Annotated in this window: 22 protein-coding genes and 1 pseudogene; 10 read left to right on the top strand and 13 right to left on the bottom strand. The window is 66.6% G+C overall.

What is annotated here, in order from left to right; translation table 11 throughout:
• Nucleotides 1-9 precede the first annotated feature (9 nt).
• From AU192_RS08305 to AU192_RS08295, 3 genes are read right to left on the bottom strand one after another with little or no spacing between them, the layout of a single operon-like run.
• Entirely contained in the window at nucleotides 10-765 is a 756-nt protein-coding gene (locus AU192_RS08305; protein ID WP_064395316.1) for a hypothetical protein, read from the bottom strand.
• Complete coding sequence (locus AU192_RS08300) at nucleotides 765-1,478, bottom strand: fluoroquinolone export ABC transporter permease subunit (RefSeq protein WP_064395315.1); 714 nt, start codon at nucleotides 1,476-1,478, stop codon at nucleotides 765-767. Before AU192_RS08300 ends, AU192_RS08305 begins: the two co-directional genes overlap by 1 nt.
• Nucleotides 1,475-2,380, bottom strand: coding sequence for an ABC transporter ATP-binding protein (locus AU192_RS08295; protein ID WP_064395314.1), 906 nt, complete (start codon nucleotides 2,378-2,380; stop codon nucleotides 1,475-1,477). The genes AU192_RS08300 and AU192_RS08295 overlap by 4 nt, the downstream gene beginning before the upstream one ends.
• Nucleotides 2,381-2,559: 179 nt before the next feature.
• Here AU192_RS08295 and AU192_RS08290 point away from each other — a divergent pair, with 179 nt between their 5' ends.
• Together AU192_RS08290 and AU192_RS08285 are read left to right on the top strand one after the other, a co-directional pair.
• Nucleotides 2,560-2,964, top strand: a complete 405-nt coding sequence (locus AU192_RS08290) for a GbsR/MarR family transcriptional regulator (RefSeq protein WP_082694958.1) — start codon at nucleotides 2,560-2,562, stop codon at nucleotides 2,962-2,964.
• Nucleotides 2,961-3,263, top strand: a pseudogene (locus AU192_RS08285) (hypothetical protein); the annotation flags it as partial. The gene AU192_RS08290 and the pseudogene AU192_RS08285, both read left to right, overlap by 4 nt.
• A gap of 12 nt (nucleotides 3,264-3,275) precedes the next feature.
• Here AU192_RS08285 and AU192_RS08280 read toward each other — a convergent pair.
• The gene (locus AU192_RS08280; protein ID WP_120275504.1) at nucleotides 3,276-4,499 is read right to left on the bottom strand and encodes an ISL3 family transposase; all 1,224 of its coding nucleotides are present in this window, start codon (nucleotides 4,497-4,499) and stop codon (nucleotides 3,276-3,278) included.
• A gap of 173 nt (nucleotides 4,500-4,672) precedes the next feature.
• Between AU192_RS08280 and AU192_RS25660 the strand changes: the two genes are divergently transcribed.
• Nucleotides 4,673-4,816, top strand: a complete 144-nt coding sequence (locus AU192_RS25660; protein ID WP_165593281.1) for a hypothetical protein — start codon at nucleotides 4,673-4,675, stop codon at nucleotides 4,814-4,816.
• Nucleotides 4,817-4,818: 2 nt separating this feature from the next.
• Here AU192_RS25660 and AU192_RS08275 read toward each other — a convergent pair whose 3' ends face one another.
• From AU192_RS08275 to AU192_RS08265, 3 genes are read right to left on the bottom strand one after another with little or no spacing between them, the layout of a single operon-like run.
• Nucleotides 4,819-5,298, bottom strand: a complete 480-nt coding sequence (locus AU192_RS08275) for an MSMEG_6728 family protein (RefSeq protein WP_064395312.1) — start codon at nucleotides 5,296-5,298, stop codon at nucleotides 4,819-4,821.
• 18 nt (nucleotides 5,299-5,316) lie between these two features.
• A complete protein-coding gene (locus AU192_RS08270; protein WP_242656923.1) occupies nucleotides 5,317-6,507 on the bottom strand; it encodes a class I SAM-dependent RNA methyltransferase in 1,191 nt (396 codons plus the stop codon).
• A gap of 26 nt (nucleotides 6,508-6,533) precedes the next feature.
• Nucleotides 6,534-8,528: an APC family permease gene (locus tag AU192_RS08265; RefSeq protein WP_064395310.1), complete on the bottom strand. Its 1,995-nt coding sequence runs from the start codon at nucleotides 8,526-8,528 to the stop codon at nucleotides 6,534-6,536.
• Between the two features lie 85 nt (nucleotides 8,529-8,613).
• On the opposite strand from AU192_RS08265, the gene AU192_RS08260 reads away from it, so the two are divergent.
• Together AU192_RS08260 and AU192_RS08255 are read left to right on the top strand one after the other, a co-directional pair.
• Nucleotides 8,614-9,285: a potassium channel family protein gene (locus AU192_RS08260; protein WP_082694947.1), complete on the top strand. Its 672-nt coding sequence runs from the start codon at nucleotides 8,614-8,616 to the stop codon at nucleotides 9,283-9,285.
• Nucleotides 9,282-9,947 (top strand): potassium channel family protein, encoded by a 666-nt coding sequence (locus tag AU192_RS08255; protein ID WP_064395309.1) that lies wholly within the window; start codon nucleotides 9,282-9,284, stop codon nucleotides 9,945-9,947. Before AU192_RS08260 ends, AU192_RS08255 begins: the two co-directional genes overlap by 4 nt.
• A gap of 2 nt (nucleotides 9,948-9,949) precedes the next feature.
• On the opposite strand, the gene AU192_RS08250 is transcribed toward AU192_RS08255, so the two are convergent.
• Both AU192_RS08250 and AU192_RS08245 read right to left on the bottom strand, forming a co-directional pair.
• Nucleotides 9,950-10,633: a DUF3159 domain-containing protein gene (locus AU192_RS08250; protein WP_064395308.1), complete on the bottom strand. Its 684-nt coding sequence runs from the start codon at nucleotides 10,631-10,633 to the stop codon at nucleotides 9,950-9,952.
• Nucleotides 10,630-11,001 (bottom strand): OB-fold nucleic acid binding domain-containing protein, encoded by a 372-nt coding sequence (locus AU192_RS08245; RefSeq protein ID WP_064395307.1) that lies wholly within the window; start codon nucleotides 10,999-11,001, stop codon nucleotides 10,630-10,632. Before AU192_RS08245 ends, AU192_RS08250 begins: the two co-directional genes overlap by 4 nt.
• A gap of 135 nt (nucleotides 11,002-11,136) precedes the next feature.
• On the opposite strand from AU192_RS08245, the gene AU192_RS08240 reads away from it, so the two are divergent.
• A complete protein-coding gene (locus tag AU192_RS08240; protein WP_064395306.1) occupies nucleotides 11,137-11,835 on the top strand; it encodes a serine aminopeptidase domain-containing protein in 699 nt (232 codons plus the stop codon).
• Between the two features lie 85 nt (nucleotides 11,836-11,920).
• On the opposite strand, the gene AU192_RS08235 is transcribed toward AU192_RS08240, so the two are convergent.
• Entirely contained in the window at nucleotides 11,921-12,697 is a 777-nt protein-coding gene (locus AU192_RS08235) for a DUF3710 domain-containing protein (RefSeq protein ID WP_064395305.1), read from the bottom strand.
• Between the two features lies 1 nt (nucleotide 12,698).
• The gene (gene dut, locus AU192_RS08230; RefSeq protein WP_064395304.1) at nucleotides 12,699-13,163 is read right to left on the bottom strand and encodes a dUTP diphosphatase; all 465 of its coding nucleotides are present in this window, start codon (nucleotides 13,161-13,163) and stop codon (nucleotides 12,699-12,701) included.
• Nucleotides 13,164-13,188: 25 nt separating this feature from the next.
• Between dut and AU192_RS08225 the strand changes: the two genes are divergently transcribed.
• Complete coding sequence (locus AU192_RS08225) at nucleotides 13,189-13,665, top strand: DUF3093 domain-containing protein (RefSeq protein ID WP_064395303.1); 477 nt, start codon at nucleotides 13,189-13,191, stop codon at nucleotides 13,663-13,665.
• Nucleotides 13,666-13,682: 17 nt separating this feature from the next.
• Here AU192_RS08225 and AU192_RS08220 read toward each other — a convergent pair whose 3' ends face one another.
• Nucleotides 13,683-13,985: a DUF4193 domain-containing protein gene (locus tag AU192_RS08220; RefSeq protein WP_064350907.1), complete on the bottom strand. Its 303-nt coding sequence runs from the start codon at nucleotides 13,983-13,985 to the stop codon at nucleotides 13,683-13,685.
• 165 nt (nucleotides 13,986-14,150) lie between these two features.
• Between AU192_RS08220 and cei the strand changes: the two genes are divergently transcribed.
• Nucleotides 14,151-14,807, top strand: coding sequence for an envelope integrity protein Cei (gene cei / locus AU192_RS08215; RefSeq protein ID WP_064395302.1), 657 nt, complete (start codon nucleotides 14,151-14,153; stop codon nucleotides 14,805-14,807).
• A gap of 22 nt (nucleotides 14,808-14,829) precedes the next feature.
• On the opposite strand, the gene AU192_RS08210 is transcribed toward cei, so the two are convergent.
• A complete protein-coding gene (locus AU192_RS08210; RefSeq protein WP_064395301.1) occupies nucleotides 14,830-15,678 on the bottom strand; it encodes an inositol monophosphatase family protein in 849 nt (282 codons plus the stop codon).
• Nucleotides 15,679-15,813: 135 nt separating this feature from the next.
• On the opposite strand from AU192_RS08210, the gene ppgK reads away from it, so the two are divergent.
• A complete protein-coding gene (gene ppgK / locus AU192_RS08205) occupies nucleotides 15,814-16,620 on the top strand; it encodes a polyphosphate--glucose phosphotransferase (RefSeq protein ID WP_064395300.1) in 807 nt (268 codons plus the stop codon).
• Between the two features lie 172 nt (nucleotides 16,621-16,792).
• Nucleotides 16,793-18,289 carry an RNA polymerase sigma factor gene (locus AU192_RS08200; RefSeq protein ID WP_082694957.1) on the top strand — a complete coding sequence of 499 codons (1,497 nt, stop codon included), beginning with the start codon at nucleotides 16,793-16,795 and terminating at the stop codon, nucleotides 18,287-18,289.
• Nucleotide 18,290: the final 1 nt, after the last annotated feature.

The raw sequence follows: 18,290 nt of genomic DNA, 5'->3' as shown, positions 1-18,290 counted from the left end.
CGATGCGCCTCAGGTGTTCTTGGCGACGAAGCGCTTGAACAGCGGCCAGGCGATCGCGGCGTTGTACACGACACCGCCGACGAAGTACGGCCACCACATGGCACCGTCGCTGGCCAGCCAGAAGGCCTTCGCCGCCCAGAACGGCGGCAATATGCCGAAAGCCAATGCCCACGCCGAATCGATGAACCACGGCAGGCACGGCAGGCCGGCGATCAGCATGCCCAGCGCGCGGACCATCGCGATGCCCTGGATCTTGTTGCTCGCCAACGCGAGTATCAGGAGCATCGTGACGATCGCGGAGAGCCCGGCGAGCAGTCCGATCGGCACCAGGGCGGGTAGGAGTCCGGGTTCGAGCAGTCCGCTGAACGACAGTGTCGTCACGACGTAGACCGTCGTCACCCCCAACACTGTGCCCGCGCGGTAGGCGAAGAACGTCGACAACGGCACGGGGGTCACCCGAAGAGCGACCAACGTTTCCGCATCGACCTCGTCGAGCACCAGGAACGCGGCCAGTCCTCCCGCGATGATGATGCTCGTCAGCAAGAGGAAGGCGGTCAACACCAGCGGGTAGTACGGTACCAGGTCGAAGTCGTAACGTGCGGCGAGCATCTCGGTGAAAAGAGGTGTCAGGACGCGAACACCCACCGTCCAGATGACCGGAGCTACGACGATCATCACGAGCAGGGGATCACGGTACGTACCGCGAATATCGTTGCGGCCAAAAGCCGCCAGAGCACTGCCGTGAGCCCTGGCCAAAGTAGACATCACAATCCTCCCGACTTCGCGATGACGTATCGGCCGAACAACGCCTTCGCCAGGTAGCTCAGCATGACAACGGACAGCACGGGATAGAGCAACGCATACGCCAGTTGCCATGGCGCCAGCGACACCTGGTCGAACGCCTCGCCCAGTAACAACAGCGGTCCCAGGGTGGGAACGAGATACAGAATCGGCGTGGACCACACCTCCGAGAAATGCAGTACCGGAAGACCCGTCATGACCGCCAGCGGAACCGTCGCCGACATGAACCAATCGCTGACGGAAGTGAACGGCAACGACGTGATGAAGCCGACCAGCAGCATCAGCAACGTGCCGAGCAACACGCCGACGATCATAGGTGCGGGGCGGTACGCGAAGCCGTGCGCAATGGAGACTACCGTGAGTGCCACCAGCAGTGAAATAGTCAGCAGCACGACGAGTTTCGCGGTCAAGTACTCCCAGAACCGAAGCGGTGTTGAGATGACCGCGCTCAAGGTTCGTTCCTGCTTCTCGAAGAACACCGATCCGCCGACGAAGAAGAACCCGATGATCGCGATGTCTCCCAGAAGGACATAGGGCTCCGCCATCTGACGCAGCCGGTGCGGCATCGGCAGCAGCACCGCAAGCCATATCAAGCCGGAGAAGACGGCCGCGTACAGGAACTTCTGCCGAATCTGCAGTGTGATCTCCAGATGCAGTGCGCTCGCCAGCCTGCTCATGTCAGTTGCCTTCCGGTGGCCTCGACGAACACATCGTCGAGCGTCGCCTCCCGGCTATGAATGGTTTCGACGTGGTGGTCGCGCAACACCGCGTGGAACGCGGAATCGTCTGCCAGGCCGTCCATCCCGAATTCGGCCGCCCGCAGCGCCCCGTCGTTGCCCCGATACTCCACTCGCACGCGCCGTTGACTGCGTGCGATCTTCAATTCGGCCGGCGTATCCATGGCGACGATCCGGCCGTCGACCACGAAGGCAACCCGGTCACAGAGCTCGTCGGCGACGCGCATGTCATGCGTGGTCAGAAAGACTGTGCGGCCGCGTGCCTTCAGGTCGAGGACCATGTCCTTGACCTTTCGGGCGTTGACCGGGTCCAACCCCGACGTCGGTTCGTCGAGGAACAAGAGCTCGGGATCGTTGAGCAGCGCGCGGATGAACGTCAGCCGCATCTGCATGCCCTTGGAGTAGTTGGCGACTCGCGTGTCGGCGGCATCGGCCAATCCGACCGCGGCAAGGAGTTCCATCGGGTCGATGGTGTCGACCCCGTATAACGACGCGAAGAACCGCAGGTTCTCCAGTCCGGTGAGCTTCTGGTAGTGGTTCGGCAGCTCGAACGACACCCCGATGCGCTCGTAGTAGTCCGCGCCCCAGGCGGCGGGATCTCTTCCGAACACGGTTGCCTCGCCGCCGTGACCGCGGAGCAGTCCGATGAGCAGCTTCTGCGTCGTGGACTTTCCTGCGCCGCTCGGACCGAGGAATCCGAGAATCTCGCCCCGGGCGACGCTGAAGTCCATCCCCCGCACTGCGGGAGTGGAGGATTTCGGATAGGTGAACGTCAGCCCGCGCACCCGAATCACTTCGGTAGCGGCTGGCGGGCGCACTGCTGTCGACGCAACGCTCTGCATTCCCGTGCCTTCCAGGTAGCCGGATATCGATCTCCGACCAGACTTCCCGGAACGCCGCCCGTCACTATACTGAGTTTTCAGAAATTACTGAAGTCTCTGAATCGGAGAGTTTGTTGGACGGCAAGCCCGAGGGACGCGCCGCCGCCGAAGAATTGGCGAGCGTGCTGTCCACCCATGGGATGCAACGCATGACAGCGCGCGTCCTTGCGGCGCTCGTGTTCACCGAGCAACCCGCCATGTCGATGAGAGAACTCGCCGAGCAGCTGCAGGCTAGTTCTGGCGCTATCTCCGGTGCACTGAAAATGCTCGTCGCAGTCGGTGTGGTGGAGCGGGCACCGGCACCCGGTAGCCGGCGCGACCATTTCCGCCTTCGCGACGACGCGTGGGCGGTGCAATACACCAAACACAACGAAGCACTGTCCAGCGTCCTGGTGGCGGCCGAGGCCGGTATCGCCGCCACCGAGGAGGGCACGCTGTCGCGGCACCGGATCACCCAGATGCGCGATTTTTACGTGTTTCTGATGCAGGAGATCCCGGCCGTCCTTGATCGCTGGCGCGCACGATCGGATGCTGGAGCGAAATGATCGTCGAACGACAGAGGGCCATCGATGCGTCGGCCGAGCAGGTTTGGGAGCGCATCGTCACGCCCGAGGGCATCAACGACGAGTTGCGGCCGTGGATGACCATGTCGATGCCGCGAGGTCGCAAGGATCTCACCGTCGAGACCATTCCCGTCGGCGAGCCCGTCGGGCGCTGCTGGATGCGGCTATTCGGGGTGCTGCCCTTTGACTACGACCATCTGACGATCGCCGAATTGTGGCCCGGCCGTGGGTTTCTTGAGGAATCGACGATGTTGAGCATGCGGCTGTGGCGGCACGAACGCATGTGCGGCTCCTCACGTTCTCGTGGGTAGCTGAGGGTGTAATCCGCCGAGGCAGAGGTAGATCATTGAGCTCAGTGTTTGGGCGGAGTGGTGGCCGTAGCCGCGAGCGTTGATGAGTCGGATTTTGGCGTTGATGCCTTCGATGAGGGCGTTGGAGATGCCCAGTTCGATCGCGGCGATGACTTCTTCGAAGTAGACCTCGAGCCGCTTAGCCAGATGAACGAAGCCGTTGATGCGGCTGCGTTTGGCAGCAGTGATCCACCGGCGCAAGCGCTGGCGAGCGCCGCCGGGTGGGTGGTTGATGCGGTAGACGTCGCGCAGTTGTTCTTTGAGTGTCCAGGCCCGGCCGATGTGTCGGTTGGTTCGCGCGATCTGGTTGACCAGGGCGCGTTCTTGCTCGGTGAGTTTGTTTTCTCCGGTGCGCAATGCCCAGCGAGTGGCCTTCCAGTCTGGGGTGCTCATCGAAGCCCGGCCGGGTCCGGTGGCTGCTTGGGCATAGACCCGGTCTAGTGCGCGGTTGACCCATTGCATGATGTGGAACGGGTCATAACAGATGGTGGCCTGCGGGGCATGGGTGCGGGTGGCGCCGGTGTAGGCCTTGGAGACGTCCATGCTGACCACCTCGATGGATGAAGTGATCGAATCCGGTTGGGATTGATAGAAATTCGCCAGCGATGCCTCGCTGCGGCCGGGCTGAATGTCGATGACGGTGCCGGTGTCGTGATCACCGACGATGGTCAGATAGCGGTGCGGGTGGCGGTAGCACACTTCGTCAACCCCGATCCGATAGAGGGTGTCGAGCCGGCGGGCGTCGAGCAGTTCAGCCACCCCGCGGTTGATGATCGCGGTCACCGTTTCCCAGGCGCAGCGCATCAGGGTGGCCACTGAAGTGCGGTCGGTGCGTTGAGCCAGCCACAGCACGGTGTCCTCGAAGTCGCGGGTATGCCGGGCACCCGGGCGCGCCCAGGGCAGCACCTCGGTACGGATCCCGCACTCCGGGCAGTCCAGCCTGCGGATCTCATAAACCAGCCATAGCCGACATCGGCCCAGGTCGAGGTGTCGCCAGCGGCGCCGTCGCCGGTCATAGACCGCGGTGGCCAACATCCCGCACGGGCAGGTCAGCAGCCGGGCCCGCGGCCGCAGCGTGACTTCGACGTCGCGGTCGTCAATGACGACATCGGTCACCCACGCCCCGGGGATCTGCAGCAGACGGTTAAATGCAGTACTGACGCGCACGTGGTGCCTCCGGGATCGGTTGGTGTGGTAACCCCGAAACTAGAGCCACACCACGTGCGCGTCCCGCATTTCACTCCCGCAGCACCGACAACCCTGCACCGCAACAAAAATCAGCTCTGATCAGCACGAAAGCGCCCACGAAAACACGTGGAGCGCCACGCACGCTCGAACCGGTGGGCGAAGGGCGAACCGTGGTGCGCGACCGGCTCACCTTCGAACTGCGGACCCCGCTGCGAGTGCTGACACCCGCCATCGCGGCTGCTGTCGGGGCGCTGTTCGGACACCGACAGCGTCGGCTTGCCCGGTATTTCGGCTGACGTCAGATCGCGATGCGGCGCGGCCGGTCGGAGGCGGGCCAGACATAGTCGAGGTCGTCGGGCACGTCTGGAAAGAACTGGCGGTAGTGCAACGGGTCCTTGCGGACGAGGACCGACTGATGGCTGCGGTGAAACGCCGGATCGCCCAGCCACGGTGGCACCTCCCCCGCGGCCGCCAAATCGTCCTGGGTACGCGGGGTGGCGATGCCGGTCGTGCGGGTCAGGTCGGAGACCATGGTGGTCGCACACGTGTCGGCGTGGCCCAGCCGGCACCATGCGGCGCAGATGTCGAGCCCGTAGCGGACCAGGGCTTCCTCGTAGCCGGCCCACATCGCCGCTGCGGGGTGATGACGCCAGCCATAGCCCGGCACGGTCAGCGCGCGAACCACTTGGATGGTCTCGACCCGCTGCTTGCCGAGCCGCTTCGTGTCGAGGACGCTGGCGGTGTCGTCGAAACCCGGGCAGGGCAAAAACGTCTGCATCCCCCGCCGGATACCCGTTTAGCGGCTCAACACCGCCACGCACTCGACGTGGTGCGTGAGCGGGAACGAGTCGAAGACACGCAACTCCTCGACCGTGTATCCGTGTCCGCGGTAGAGACCAACATCGCGCGCGAACGACGCCGCCTCACAACCGATATGGATGACGCGTGGTACCCCGGCGGCCGCCAGCAGGTCGATCACCTCGCGACCGGCTCCCGTCCGCGGCGGATCGAGCACCGCGACATCGGCCCGCGTCCGCTGGGCGGCAACCGCTCGGCGTACCGAGTCGGTGACCACCGACACCCATCTCATGTCGCCCAGCGCGGCGCGCGCCGCCCGCGATGCTCCCCGCGAGGTGTCCACCGTGACGACCTTGCCTGTCTCCCCGACCGCTTCGGCGAGCACGGCCGCGAATACTCCTGCCCCGCCGTACAAATCCCACGCCGTCATCCCGGGGCTCAGCTGCGCCCAGCCGGCCACCAACTCGCTGTATAGCCGCGCCGCGTCCCGATGCGACTGCCAGAAGGCGGTCACGGGCACCCGCCACGTCCGGCCCGCGACCCGCTGGACGGCTTCGTAGTCACCCTCGATCACCTGCGTGGCGGCCCTGCCCTTGGGCCCCGACTTGGGTCCGGACTGCACGACGTGGCGCGTGCCCTCGTCGTCGATCGCGACGTGCAGGTGCGCGCCCGGCGGCCAGGCCCGCTCGGCCAGCCCGTCGACCATTCCTTCGGGCAGCTGCGCGCAGTTCAAGTCGGTGATCAGCTCGGGGCTGTGGAACCGGTGGAATCCGGGTTCCCCTGCGGCGGTGGTGTCCAACCGAACCCGCGTCCGCCACCCGGTTGCGCCCACGTCCCCGACCGGGTCGGCGGCGGCGTCGGCTTCGTCGCGCCAGTGATACCCGCCCAACCGCATCAACTGGTTGGCGACGACGGCGCCCTTGAGTCTGCGGACCGCCGCGGGCTCGGCGAACGCCATATCGCAGCAGCCGGCGCCGTCCGCACCCGCGATCGGGCAGATCGATTCGACGCGGTCTGCCGACGGTTCGATGACCTCGACGGTGTCGGCGTGCAGATACTTCCCACGATCGGCGACGACCCGGACCCTGACCCGCTCCCCGGGCAGCGCGTAGCGGACGAACACGACGCGGCCGTCGTCGCGCGCCACACAGCTGCCGCCGTTGGCGGGCGGCCCAGCGGTCACAGTCAGTTCCGACGGCACAGCCGCGACACCGGTCACTCCAGGAATCCCCTGCGTGCGTCGCCGGGCGCCGACTGTGGCTGAAGCGTCTTGAGCCGCTCCGAGGAACTCAATTGCCACGGCACCGACGTCACCATCACGTTCGGTTCGAACAGCAGGCGGCCCTTGAGCCGCAACGCACTCTGGTTGTGCAGCAACTGTTCCCACCAGTGACCCACGACGTACTCAGGGATGAACACCGTGACGACGGTGCGCGGCGACTCCCTGCTGATCCGCTTGACGTACTCGAGGACCGGCCGGGTGACCTCACGGTACGGCGAGGCGATGACCTTCAGCGGAACGCTGATATCGCTGTCCTCCCACTTGTCCATCAGGGCACGCGTCTCGCCTTCGTCGACGCTGACCGTGATGGCTTCCAGCGTGTCCGGGCGAATGGCCCTGGCATAGGCCAGCGCGCGCATCGTGGGCAGATGCAGTTTGGACACCAACACGATGGCGTGGTTGCGGCTGGGCAGCACCATGTCACTCGCCGCGGCGGCCTGCTCCTCGAGTTCGCGTGCCACCGTGTCGTAGTGCCGGTGGATCAGTTTCATGATCCCGAAGAGAAGCCCCATCGCCAGGATCGCAATCCAGGCTCCAGCAAGGAATTTCGTCACCACCACGATCACCAGCACAGTGGCGGTGCAGGCGCAACCGATCGCGTTGATCACGCGAGAACGCATCATCTTGCGCCGGAACATCGGCTCGGTTTCGGTGCGTAGCAGCCGCGTCCAGTGCCGCACCATGCCGATCTGGCTCAGTGTGAATGCCACGAAGACACCGACGATGTAGAGCTGGATCAGCGCGGTGACCTCGGCGCGGAATGCCACGACGAACGCGATCGCGGCGAACGCCAGGAACAGGATTCCGTTGGAGAACGCGAGCCTGTCTCCGCGCGTGTGCAGTTGGCGCGGCAGGTACCGGTCCTGCGCCAGGATGTCGCCGAGTACGGGAAACCCGTTGAACGCCGTGTTGGCGGCCAGCAACAGAATCAGCGCCGTGACACCGGCGATCAGGAAGAGCCCGACGCTGAAGTCGTGGAAGACCGCGTCGGCCAACTGCGCGATCAGCGTCTTCTGGTGGTAGTCCGCCGGAGCCCCGACGAGTTGTTCGTGCGGTCGCTCCGCGATCTTCACGCCGGTTGCCTTGGCCAACATGATGATGCCCATGAACAGGGTCACCGCGAACAGACCGAGTAGCGCCAGGGTGGTCGCGGCGTTGCGCGACTTCGGCTTGCGGAACGCCGGCACCCCGTTGCTGACCGCCTCCACACCCGTCAGCGCCGCACTGCCAGACGAGAATGCCCGTGCCACAAGGAAAACCAGCGCGAAGCCGAGAATCTCCCCGTGTTCGGAATGCATCTCGAAACCCGCTGATTCGGCCTGCAACGGTTCGTCGAGCACATAGATTTGGAAGAAGCCCCAGCCGAGCATGATGAACATCCCGACCATGAATGCGTACGTCGGGATCGCGAAAGCGGTTCCGGACTCTCTGATGCCGCGCAGGTTGATCGCCGCCATCAGCAGAATCGCGACCACCGCGAACAGCACCTTGTGCTGGTTGACGAACGGCACGGCCGAGCCGATGTTCGACATCGCCGAAGACATCGACACCGCGACCGTGAGCACGTAATCGACCAATAGCGCGCTCGCCACGGTCAGGCCGGCCGTCGGCCCGAGGTTGGTGGTGACCACCTCGTAATCTCCGCCCCCGGACGGATAGGCATGCACGTTCTGCCGGTAGCTGGCGATGACGATCACCATGACCCCGGCCACCGCCAGGCCGATCCACGGCGTCATCGAGTAGGCGGCCAGGCCGGCGACCGACAGCACCAGAAAGATCTCTTCGGGCGCGTAGGCCACCGACGACAGGGCATCGGAAGCGAAGACGGGAAGGGCTATCCGCTTCGGCAGCAGAGTGTGCGAAATCCTGTCGCTGCGAAACGGCCTGCCGAGAACCACCCGCCGCGCGAACCTGGATAGCTTGGACACGAGTGCCAAGACTAAGCCCAGCAGCAATTGCCCGTCGGAAAGCTGTAGCGTTCGACTGCACGGGTTCGACAGAAAGGACCGTGGAGTGCGTGTAGTGGTGATGGGCTGCGGCCGGGTAGGCGCGTTGCTCTCGGACAGCCTCTCCCGGATCGGCCACGACGTCGCGGTCATCGACCGCGAGGGCACGGCATTTCACCGGCTCTCACCCGAGTTCAACGGGGAGCGGGTGCTCGGCATGGGCTTCGACCGCGACGTGTTGCTGCGGGCGGGCATCGAAGAGGCCGGCGCGTTCGCCGCCGTGTCCTCGGGTGACAATTCGAACATCATCTCCGCGCGTGTCGCCCGCGAGACCTTCGGTGTCGAGCGTGTGGTCGCCCGGATCTACGACGCCAAGCGTGCCGCGGTCTACGAACGGCTGGGCATCCCGACGGTGGCCACCGTGCCCTGGACGACCGACCGTCTACTCAATGTGCTGACCCGCGAGACCGAAACCACCAAGTGGCGCGACCCCACCGGCAATGTCGGTGTCACCGAACTGGCGCTGCACGAGGCGTGGGTGGGCCGCCGCATCACCGACCTCGAGACGGCCACCGGCGGCCGGGTGGCGTTCCTGATCCGGTTCGGCGCCGGATTGCTGCCCGATGCGAAGACCGTCATCCAGGCCAGCGACCAGGTGTTCATGGCCGCGATCGCCGGCCATATCGCCGAGGCTCTGGCCATCGCGGCCCTGCCACCGAGCGAGGATCTCGAGGGATGAAGGTCGCCATCGCCGGGGCCGGCGCCGTCGGCCGGTCCATCGCCCGTGAGCTGGTCGACACCCACGAAGTCACGCTGCTGGAACGCAATCCCGACCACATCGACGTCGACGCCATACCTTCGGCGCAGTGGCGGCTGGGCGACGCCTGCGAGCTGACCCTGCTCGAATCCGTCCAGCTCGAGCAGTTCGACGTGGTGATCGCGGCCACCGGCGACGATAAGGTCAACGTCGTGGTCAGCCTCCTGGCCAAGACCGAGTTCGCCGTGCCGCGGGTGGTCGCCCGCGTCAACGACCCGCGCAACGAGTGGTTGTTCGACGAGAGCTGGGGCGTCGACGTGGCCGTGTCCACGCCGCGCATGCTGGCCTCCCTCGTGGAGGAAGCGGTGGCGGTCGGCGACCTGGTGCGGCTGATGGAGTTCCGCAAGGGGCAGGCCAACCTCGTCGAAATCACGCTGCCCGACGACACTCCGTGGGGCGGCAAGCCGGTCAAGCGCCTCGAACTGCCCCGCGACTGCACGCTGGTGGCGATCCTGCGCGGCCCGCGCGTGATCGTGCCCGAGTCGGACGAACCGCTCGAGGGTGGCGACGAATTGCTGTTCGTGGCCGTCGCCGAGGCCGAAGACCAGTTGCAGGACCTGCTGCTGCACCCGCAGCTGCGCTGACTTCAGCCGCCGGTCGGGGCGCCGACGTCGTCGGAGGACTCGCGCGCGTTGATGGCTTTCTGCGCGGTCCGGATCGCCAGATAGGTCACCACCGCCGCGACCGCCGTCAACGGCCAGCCCATCGAGATTCGCGCGACACCCAGCCACCCGGTCTGATCGGCGTCGTAGAGATGCCGCTGAACGATGAAGCGGGAGGCGAACACCGCCGCCCAGAACAGCGTCGCGACGTCGAACGCCGTCACCGCCCTGCGTACCCCGCGCCAGTCCCGGCCGTGTCCGTTGACCCAGCCCCAGACATAACCGACGACGGGCCTGCGGACCACCACCGACACGGTGAACACCGCCGCCCAGAACAGCGATGTCCAAATACCAAGCAGGAAGTAGCCTTTCGACTCCCCCATCACGTAGGCGATCAACGCGCAGATGCCGACACCGAAGAAGCCGGAGATCGCGGGCTGGGCGGACTCGCGTCGCGCCAGCCGCCACGCGAGGATGATGCCGGCCACGCCGAGCGCGGCGACGATCGCGGGGATGAGCCCGACGGTCTGGGAGATCGGAACGAACGCCACGACCGGCAACGTCGAGTAGATCAGACCGCTGACCCCGCCCATCTGGTCGAGGACGGCGTTGGCCTTCGTCGACTGCTGGGTTTTCGGCTGTCCCGGTTCGGTTCCGGGGTCGCTCACTTCTGGATCTCGTAGTGCGGGTTGTAGATGGCCTTGGCGCCGTTGTCGAGCTTGCCGACGCGGCCGTGCACCTTGAGGGTGCGGCCCGACTCGATACCCGGGATGCGGCGCTGACCGAGCCAGACCAGCATCACCGAATCGGTGCCGTCAAACAGCTCGGCCTTCACGCCACCGGCGCATGCCTTGCCGTTGCATTCGACGCTGCGCAGGGTGCCGATCATCGTCACTTCCTGACCGCGTTCGCAGTCGATCGCTCTCTGGGCGCCGGTCGAGGCGGCTTCGTCGCTGAGCTCTTCGACGTCGAGTTGCTCGGGGTCGTCTGTCAACCGTCGCGTGAGCCGGCGCAGATACCCTTCGGCCGTTGCCATGGCCTCTCCTGACCTATCCGCAGATGCACCTTGGACCTACCCAAGTAATCGCCACGTTAACCCTGTGAGTTACGAGATGCCACGTGGGGTCACCTCGCCACGCCGGGCGCATTTCGACCAAGGCACGATCAGGTCATGACGGTCTCTCTGCGCGGCGTCACGACGGTGCTGCTACCGGGCACCGGATCCGACGACGACTTCGTCTACCGGGCGTTTTCCGCCGCTTTGCACGCCCAGGGTGCGACGCTCGTCACACCGGCGCCTCAGCCGCACCGGCTCGTCGCCGGTTACCGGGACGCACTCGACGACGCCGCGCGCAGCGGACCCATCGCCGTCGGCGGCGTGTCGATCGGCGCGGCGGTCGCCACGGCGTGGGCGCTGGCGCATCCGGGCCGGACGGTTGCGGTGCTCGCGGCACTTCCGGCGTGGAGCGGCTCCCCGCAGCACGCACCCGCGGCGGCCGCCGCGCGTCACTCCGCCGAACTGCTGCGCCGCGACGGGCTCGCGGCCACCAGCGCGGCGATGCGGGCGTCGAGCCCGCGGTGGCTGGGCGATGAGCTGACCCGGTCGTGGCTCGGGCAATGGCCGGCCCTGCCGGAGGCGATGGAGGAGGCGGCGAATTACGTCGCACCCACCCGCGCCGAATTGGCGCGGTTGGCCGTCCCGCTGGGCGTCGCGGCCGCCAGCGACGATCCCGTGCATCCGATCGAGGTGGCCGCCGAATGGGTGACCGCGGCACCGCAGGCGGCGCTGCGGACCGTCACGCTCGACGAATTCGGCGCCGATCCGGCGGTGCTGGGAGCCGCGTGCGTGGCCGCCCTACTGGAGGCCTGACGGCGGGGTCAGGCGTGGCACGCGTTAACCGGTGGATAGCACGCACCTGGTGCGTGGAAGCAACCCCTTAAGGCAATACGGCGAATCAGCCGCCGGTGATCGTCCGCAACTGCTGCATCGCCGATCCTTGTTCGCTGCGGCGCGCGACCGGTGCCTGCTGACCGGGCTGCTGGTCTTGTTGCGCCTGCTGTGCGGCCTGCTGCGCCGCGGCGGCCTCGCGCAGCTGGTTCGCCATCGGCTCCGGCAGCTCGACCGCCAGCGGCGTGCGCACCGGCAGCGGAGTCTCTCCGCGACGAACAACGGTGTCGGCCAATGCTTCTCGCGCTTCGGCGGCCAGTGTGTCGATGTGTTCCTGCGGGCCGTTGACGACGCAGCGGATCATCCACCGGTAACCGTCGACGCCGATGAAGCGCACCACACCGGGTTGCCCCTGCTGCGCTGCCTGGCCCTGCTGCGCGGCGGCCACGCCGACGACCTCGCGACCCCACGGCCCGTCCTTGATCGACACCTGGGCGCCGTCCTTGCGCAGCGAGTCGGCGAGTTCTGCGGCGATCTCGCGCCACAGGCCGCTGCTCTTAGGAGCGGCGTACGCGGCAACGGTGAACCGGCCGTGCGGAGTGACGACCCATATCGCGCTCGGCACGCCCTGCGGCGTCAGCTCGACCTGTACCTGACCACCCGCGGGCAAGGGGATCAGGACCGAGCCCAGATCCAGCCGGCCAGCGGCGGCCGTCTCGGCGTCGTCGAAGTCTTCGATGTCGAACGGGCCTTCCAGTTCGTCGTCGATCGCGTCGCCCGTCGCCTGCCCGGCGACATCGTCGACGTCACCGATCTCGTTGTCTTTGCGTTTACCGAATGCCATTTCACAAACTCGCATGTCCGCCGGAGGAACCGTGGCCACCTTCGCCACGGGTGCTTTCACCAAGACCAGCCTCGTCGAAAGATGTGACCTCGACCAGCTCGGGCAGTTCTACCCGCTGGACCAGCAACTGAGCGATGCGGTCCCCGCGGTTCACGACGATCGGTGCCTGCGGATCGAGGTTTATCAGCGAAACCTTGATCTCGCCGCGGTAGCCGGCGTCGATGGTGCCCGGGCTGTTGACTATCGAAAGCCCCACGCGGGCAGCCAAACCCGAGCGGGGATGCACCAGGCCGACCATCCCGTGCGGGATCGCCACCGCGATACCCGTCGGAACCAGCGCGCGTTCACCGGGCGCCAGTTCGACGTCGAGCGCGCTGAAGAGGTCGACGCCCGCATCGCCGTCATGGGCGCGGCTGGGCATCGGCAGATCAGGATCGAGGCGCACGACCGCCAGAGAAGTGGGCACGACGTCAGAGATTACTCTTGGCCGCGTGTCCGACACGCGCGCCACGACGCAATCCGTTCGCTACCGCGAGCGGCTCTGGGTGCCGTGGTGGTGGTGGCCGCCCGGTCTGGGTCTCGCGGCGCTCATCGCGCTCGAGATCAACATGGGCATTCCCGGCATACCCGAATGGTTGCCGTACGCAGTGCTGTTGCCTGTCGCCGCCGTTGTCTTGTTATGGCTGGGCCGTACGGAGGTGCGGGTCGTCAGCGGGCCCGGCGGCACTGAGCTGTGGGCTGGTCCCGCGCATCTGCCCGCCAACGTGATCACCCGGTCGGCCAAGGTGCCGCGCAGCGCGAAGTCCGCGGCGCTGGGGCGCCAACTGGATCCGGCCGCCTACGTCGTTCATCGGGCATGGGTGGGCCCGATGGTTCTGGTGGTGCTCGACGATCCGGACGATCCGACGCCGTATTGGCTGGTCAGTTGCCGTCAGCCGGAGAGGGTGCTGGCGGCGCTGAACAGCTGAACCGCTCGGCAGCGCTGTCAGGCAGCGCAGTCCGAACAGATCATCATGCCGTTCTTCTCGCTGGCCAGACGGCTGCGGTGGTGGACAAGGAAGCAGCTCGAGCAGGTGAACTCGTCGGCTTGCTTGGGGACCACGCGTACCGACAGCTCTTCGCCGGACAGGTCGGCGCCGGGCAATTCGAAGGACTCGGCGGACTCCGACTCGTCGACGTCGACGACCGCCGACTGGGCCTCGTTACGCCGCGCCTTCAACTCTTCGAGCGAATCTTCCGAGACGTCATCGGTCTCGGTGCGCCGTGGGGCGTCGTAATCGGTAGCCATCGTGTCCCCTCCGAATAAACCTTGTGCAGCAGAGCTTTGTACCAGCGTCGAACGCATCCGCCAAACGATTCGTGCCCGTATGAGTACCCGTTGCACTGTGATTTATGTCACAGAAGGCCTCGTACCATGCGCGGAACGCAAGAACAGGGGCTTTAGAGTGCAGGCGTGGTCGCGCAAATCACAGAGGGAACCGCGTTCGACGAACACGGTCGCCCCTTCCGGCGGCGGAACCTTCTGCCCGCCATCCTGTTGTTCGTCGCCCTCTCGGTGGTGACGTTGATGGTGTGGGTCATCGCCCTGAACCGCCCCGCCGACGTGCCGGAGGCCGCGGTGTGCAATCCGCCGCCTGCGCCCAGTGATCCCAACGCCCCCGCTCCGACGCTGGGTGAGCAGGTGTCGCGCGCCGACATGGTCGACGTGAGTCCAGCCCGCCTCGCCGACACAAAGATCAGGGTCCTCAACGCCAGCGGTCAGGGTGGTCAGGCCGCCGAGGTGGCCAGCGCGCTGAAGGACCTCGGCTTCGCCGAACCGACCGCGGCGAACGATCCGATCTACGCGACCGCGCGGCTGGACTGCCAGGGCCAAATCCGGTTCGGCGAAGCCGGACGGGCCGCGGCCGCCGCGGTGTGGCTGGTGGCGCCGTGCACCGAACTTTTCCAGGACGAGCGCGGCGACGACAGCGTCGATCTGGCTCTCGGCACCGAGTTCACGGAGTTGAGCAGCAGCGACGACATCGAGGCCGTGCTGGCGAGCCTGCGTCCCGACGCCACGCAGGCGTCCGACTCGTCGCTGCTGTCGAAGATCCACTCGGGAACCTGCTGAGCCGCGATCGCGCAGCCGGTTCCTACGGTGCGCCCGCGCCGCGCAGTACGTCGTCCAGGGCGGCCGCAACGCCCGGTGCGGCGGCTGTGATGAACCCCGGCCCGCCCGTCGCCCCGCTCCCCTGCGGCAACTGCAGCGTGGCCCCGGCCTCGGCGGCGATCAGCGCTCCGGCCGCCCAGTCCCACAGGTGAACACCGTCCTCGTAGTAGGCGTCCAGTTGACCCGCCGCCACCATGCACAGGTCCAGTGCGCACGACCCGATCCGGCGCACGTCGCGCACTTCGGGAAGGACCCGCGTCAACACCGCGGCCTGCCGGGCCCGCTGTTCGCGGTCGTACGAAAAACCCGTACCCAGCAACGACATTGACAGATCGTCGGCGTCGCTGGTGTGCAGTGGTGCGGTGCCGTCGGCGTTGTGCAGAAAAGCCCCGTGCCCGAGAGCAGCCGAGTACACCGCACCGGCGGGCACATTCGCGACCGCACCGGCCACCGACCTGCCGCCGCGCTGCACGGCCACCGACACCGCGTAGGCCTCCAGTCCGTAGACGAAGTTGACCGTGCCGTCGATCGGATCGAGCACCCAGGTGAGGTCGTCCCCGTGCGCGGGGGTTCCGCCCTCCTCTTCGCCGAGCACATGCTCACCGGGCCGCAGCTCTGCCAGCCTGTCGCGGATCAGTCGCTCGGTTTCGGTGTCGACGACGGTGACGGGGTCGGTGGGCGAGCTCTTGGTCCGCAGCCCCGAATCGTCGCTCGACGAGCCGGGGCCGCCGAAAACCTCAGCACGGCGCTGCCGTACGAAGGCAGCCGCTTCGGTGGCCAGCTGCTCGGCGACCGAGCGCAGCAGGATGGGATCGGCGTCGTTGTCGGGCATGCCCCCATCGCAGCACGTTTCGGTCGTCGCTGTCGCCGACTGTCTCCGACAGGCCCGCGCAGCCACTTTCGAACCACTAAGGTGTGGGGCGCATGACGTGGCTGCGGCACGCCTGCCCGGAGTAGAGGAGCGCTCATGACCGCGACCAATTCACCACCCGTCACCCAGAGCGCAAACGGGAGCCAGCGACGCGGATTCGGAATCGACGTCGGTGGCAGCGGCGTCAAGGGCGGAATCGTCGACCTGAACACCGGCCAGTTGATCGGCGAGCGATTCAAGCTGGCGACCCCCCAGCCCGCGACTCCCGAGGCGGTCAGCAAGACGGTCGCGGCCGTGGTCCGGGAATTCGGCTGGACCGAGAAGGTCGGCGTCACCTACCCCGGCGTGGTCACCGACGGGATCGTGCGCACCGCGGCCAACGTCGACAAAGAATGGATCGGCAGCAACGCCAGCGAGTTCTACAGCAACGCGCTCGACGGACAGCCGGTCACGGTTCTCAACGACGCCGACGCGGCCGGGCTGGCCGAGGAGAAGTTCGGCGCGGGCCGGGACAACACCGGGGTGATCGTGCTGCTGACCTTCGGCACCGGAATCGGTTCGGCGGTGATCCACAACGGCGCGCTGCTGCCCAACACCGAGTTCGGTCATCTCGAGGTCGGCGGCAAGGAAGCCGAGCATCGCGCCGCGTCGTCGGTGAAGGAACGCAAGGGCTGGAACTACGAGCGCTGGACCGTCGAGGTGACGAAGGTGCTGGTAGCGGTCGAAAACGCGATCTGGCCGGACCTGTTCATCGCCGGCGGCGGCATCAGCCGCAAGGCCGATAAATGGATTCCGCTGCTCAAGAACCGCACGCCGGTGGTGGCCGCGGCTCTGCAGAACACGGCGGGCATCGTGGGCGCCGCGATGGCCGCTGAGGTGGATGTCACAGCTACCGCCAAGTAGCCACGCCCGGGATTTGCCGCTGGAGGCGGCGTTCTCGCACACTGTCGTTACAATGGTCGACGGCGGCCGCAGCCTGGATAGCGACGATTATCAACCGCCATTATTCGACAGCCGACGCTCATCGATGGGGCTTACCCTGCCCGTGATGAGGTAGCACAAGGAAAGGGTGTACGTGGCAGCGACAAAGGCAAGCCCGGCAACCGATGAGCCGGTGAAGCGCACCGCTACCAAAACCGCCCCCGCCAAGAAGACCGCGGCGAAGTCGGCTAACGGGACGGCGCCGGCCAAGAAGGCCGCCAAGACCCGCGCCACCAAGGCGCCCGCCAAGACCGCCGCCAAGGCAAGCACGACAGGCAAGGCACCGGCCAAGGCTTCGAAGGCCGCCAAGACCGCCGCACCCCGCGGTCGCGCCAAGAAGGCCACCGCTGCCGAGCCCGACAACACCAAGGTCGACGCCGAGGCCGACGACCTCGAGACCGACGACATCGAAGCCGAGCCCGGCGAGGACCTCGCGGTCGAAGACACCGATATCGACCTGGGGGATCTCGAGGTCGAGGAGGAACCCGCCGAGGAGAGTGCGGAGGCCGCCGAGGGCGACGCCCCCGCCGCAGAAGCCGACGCCGAGGCCGTCGCGGAGGACGACGAGATCGCCGAGCCGTCGGAGAAGGACAAGGCATCCGGCGACTTCGTCTGGGACGAAGAGGAATCCGAGGCGCTCCGGCAGGCCCGTAAGGACGCCGAACTGACCGCATCGGCCGACTCGGTGCGCGCCTACCTCAAGCAGATCGGCAAGGTCGCGCTGCTGAACGCCGAGGAAGAGGTCGAGCTCGCCAAGCGCATCGAGGCCGGGTTGTACGCGACTCAGTTGATGGCCGAACTCGCCGAGAAGGGCGAGAAGCTGCCCGCCGCGCAGCGCCGCGACATGATGTGGATCTGCCGCGACGGCGACCGCGCGAAAAACCATCTGCTGGAAGCGAACCTGCGTCTGGTGGTATCGCTGGCCAAGCGTTACACGGGTCGCGGCATGGCGTTCCTCGACCTCATTCAGGAAGGCAACCTGGGCCTGATCCGCGCCGTCGAGAAGTTCGACTACACCAAGGGCTACAAGTTCTCCACCTATGCCACCTGGTGGATCCGCCAGGCGATCACCCGCGCGATGGCCGACCAGGCCCGCACCATCCGCATCCCCGTGCATATGGTCGAGGTGATCAACAAGCTCGGCCGCATCCAGCGTGAGCTGCTCCAGGACCTGGGCCGCGAGCCCACTCCCGAAGAGCTGGCCAAGGAGATGGACATCACGCCGGAGAAGGTGCTGGAGATCCAGCAGTACGCCCGTGAGCCGATCTCGTTGGACCAGACCATCGGCGACGAGGGCGATTCGCAGCTGGGCGATTTCATCGAGGACTCCGAGGCCGTGGTGGCCGTGGACGCGGTGTCGTTCACGCTGCTGCAGGATCAGCTGCAGTCGGTGCTGGAGACGCTGTCCGAGCGTGAAGCCGGCGTGGTGCGGCTGCGGTTCGGGCTCACCGACGGTCAGCCGCGCACGCTCGACGAGATCGGTCAGGTGTACGGGGTTACGCGCGAGCGCATCCGCCAGATCGAGTCGAAGACCATGTCAAAGTTGCGCCACCCGAGCCGTTCTCAGGTTCTGCGCGACTACCTGGACTGAC

Origin of the sequence: Mycobacterium lehmannii (assembly GCF_001499925.1) — a bacterium.
In the GTDB taxonomy this organism is placed as follows: domain Bacteria; phylum Actinomycetota; class Actinomycetes; order Mycobacteriales; family Mycobacteriaceae; genus Mycobacterium; species Mycobacterium lehmannii.
The sequence above is the reverse complement of the archived record's forward strand: the minus strand, read 5'-3'. Positions and strand labels throughout refer to the sequence as shown.

What these genes read in the sequence shown, in the direction of transcription:
- AU192_RS08235 (WP_064395305.1), bottom strand. Translation starts at nt 12,697, where the DNA reads ATGGCATTCGGTAAACGCAAAGACAACGAGATCGGTGACGTCGACGAT.
- AU192_RS08275 (WP_064395312.1), bottom strand. Translation starts at nt 5,298, where the DNA reads ATGCAGACGTTTTTGCCCTGCCCGGGTTTCGACGACACCGCCAGCGTC.
- ppgK (WP_064395300.1), top strand. Translation starts at nt 15,814, where the DNA reads ATGACCGCGACCAATTCACCACCCGTCACCCAGAGCGCAAACGGGAGC.
- AU192_RS08245 (WP_064395307.1), bottom strand. Translation starts at nt 11,001, where the DNA reads ATGGCAACGGCCGAAGGGTATCTGCGCCGGCTCACGCGACGGTTGACA.
- AU192_RS08300 (WP_064395315.1), bottom strand. Translation starts at nt 1,478, where the DNA reads ATGAGCAGGCTGGCGAGCGCACTGCATCTGGAGATCACACTGCAGATT.
- AU192_RS08240 (WP_064395306.1), top strand. Translation starts at nt 11,137, where the DNA reads ATGACGGTCTCTCTGCGCGGCGTCACGACGGTGCTGCTACCGGGCACC.
- AU192_RS08290 (WP_082694958.1), top strand. Translation starts at nt 2,560, where the DNA reads ATGCAACGCATGACAGCGCGCGTCCTTGCGGCGCTCGTGTTCACCGAG.
- AU192_RS08210 (WP_064395301.1), bottom strand. Translation starts at nt 15,678, where the DNA reads ATGCCCGACAACGACGCCGATCCCATCCTGCTGCGCTCGGTCGCCGAG.
- AU192_RS08220 (WP_064350907.1), bottom strand. Translation starts at nt 13,985, where the DNA reads ATGGCTACCGATTACGACGCCCCACGGCGCACCGAGACCGATGACGTC.
- AU192_RS08295 (WP_064395314.1), bottom strand. Translation starts at nt 2,380, where the DNA reads ATGCAGAGCGTTGCGTCGACAGCAGTGCGCCCGCCAGCCGCTACCGAA.
- AU192_RS08255 (WP_064395309.1), top strand. Translation starts at nt 9,282, where the DNA reads ATGAAGGTCGCCATCGCCGGGGCCGGCGCCGTCGGCCGGTCCATCGCC.
- AU192_RS08305 (WP_064395316.1), bottom strand. Translation starts at nt 765, where the DNA reads ATGTCTACTTTGGCCAGGGCTCACGGCAGTGCTCTGGCGGCTTTTGGC.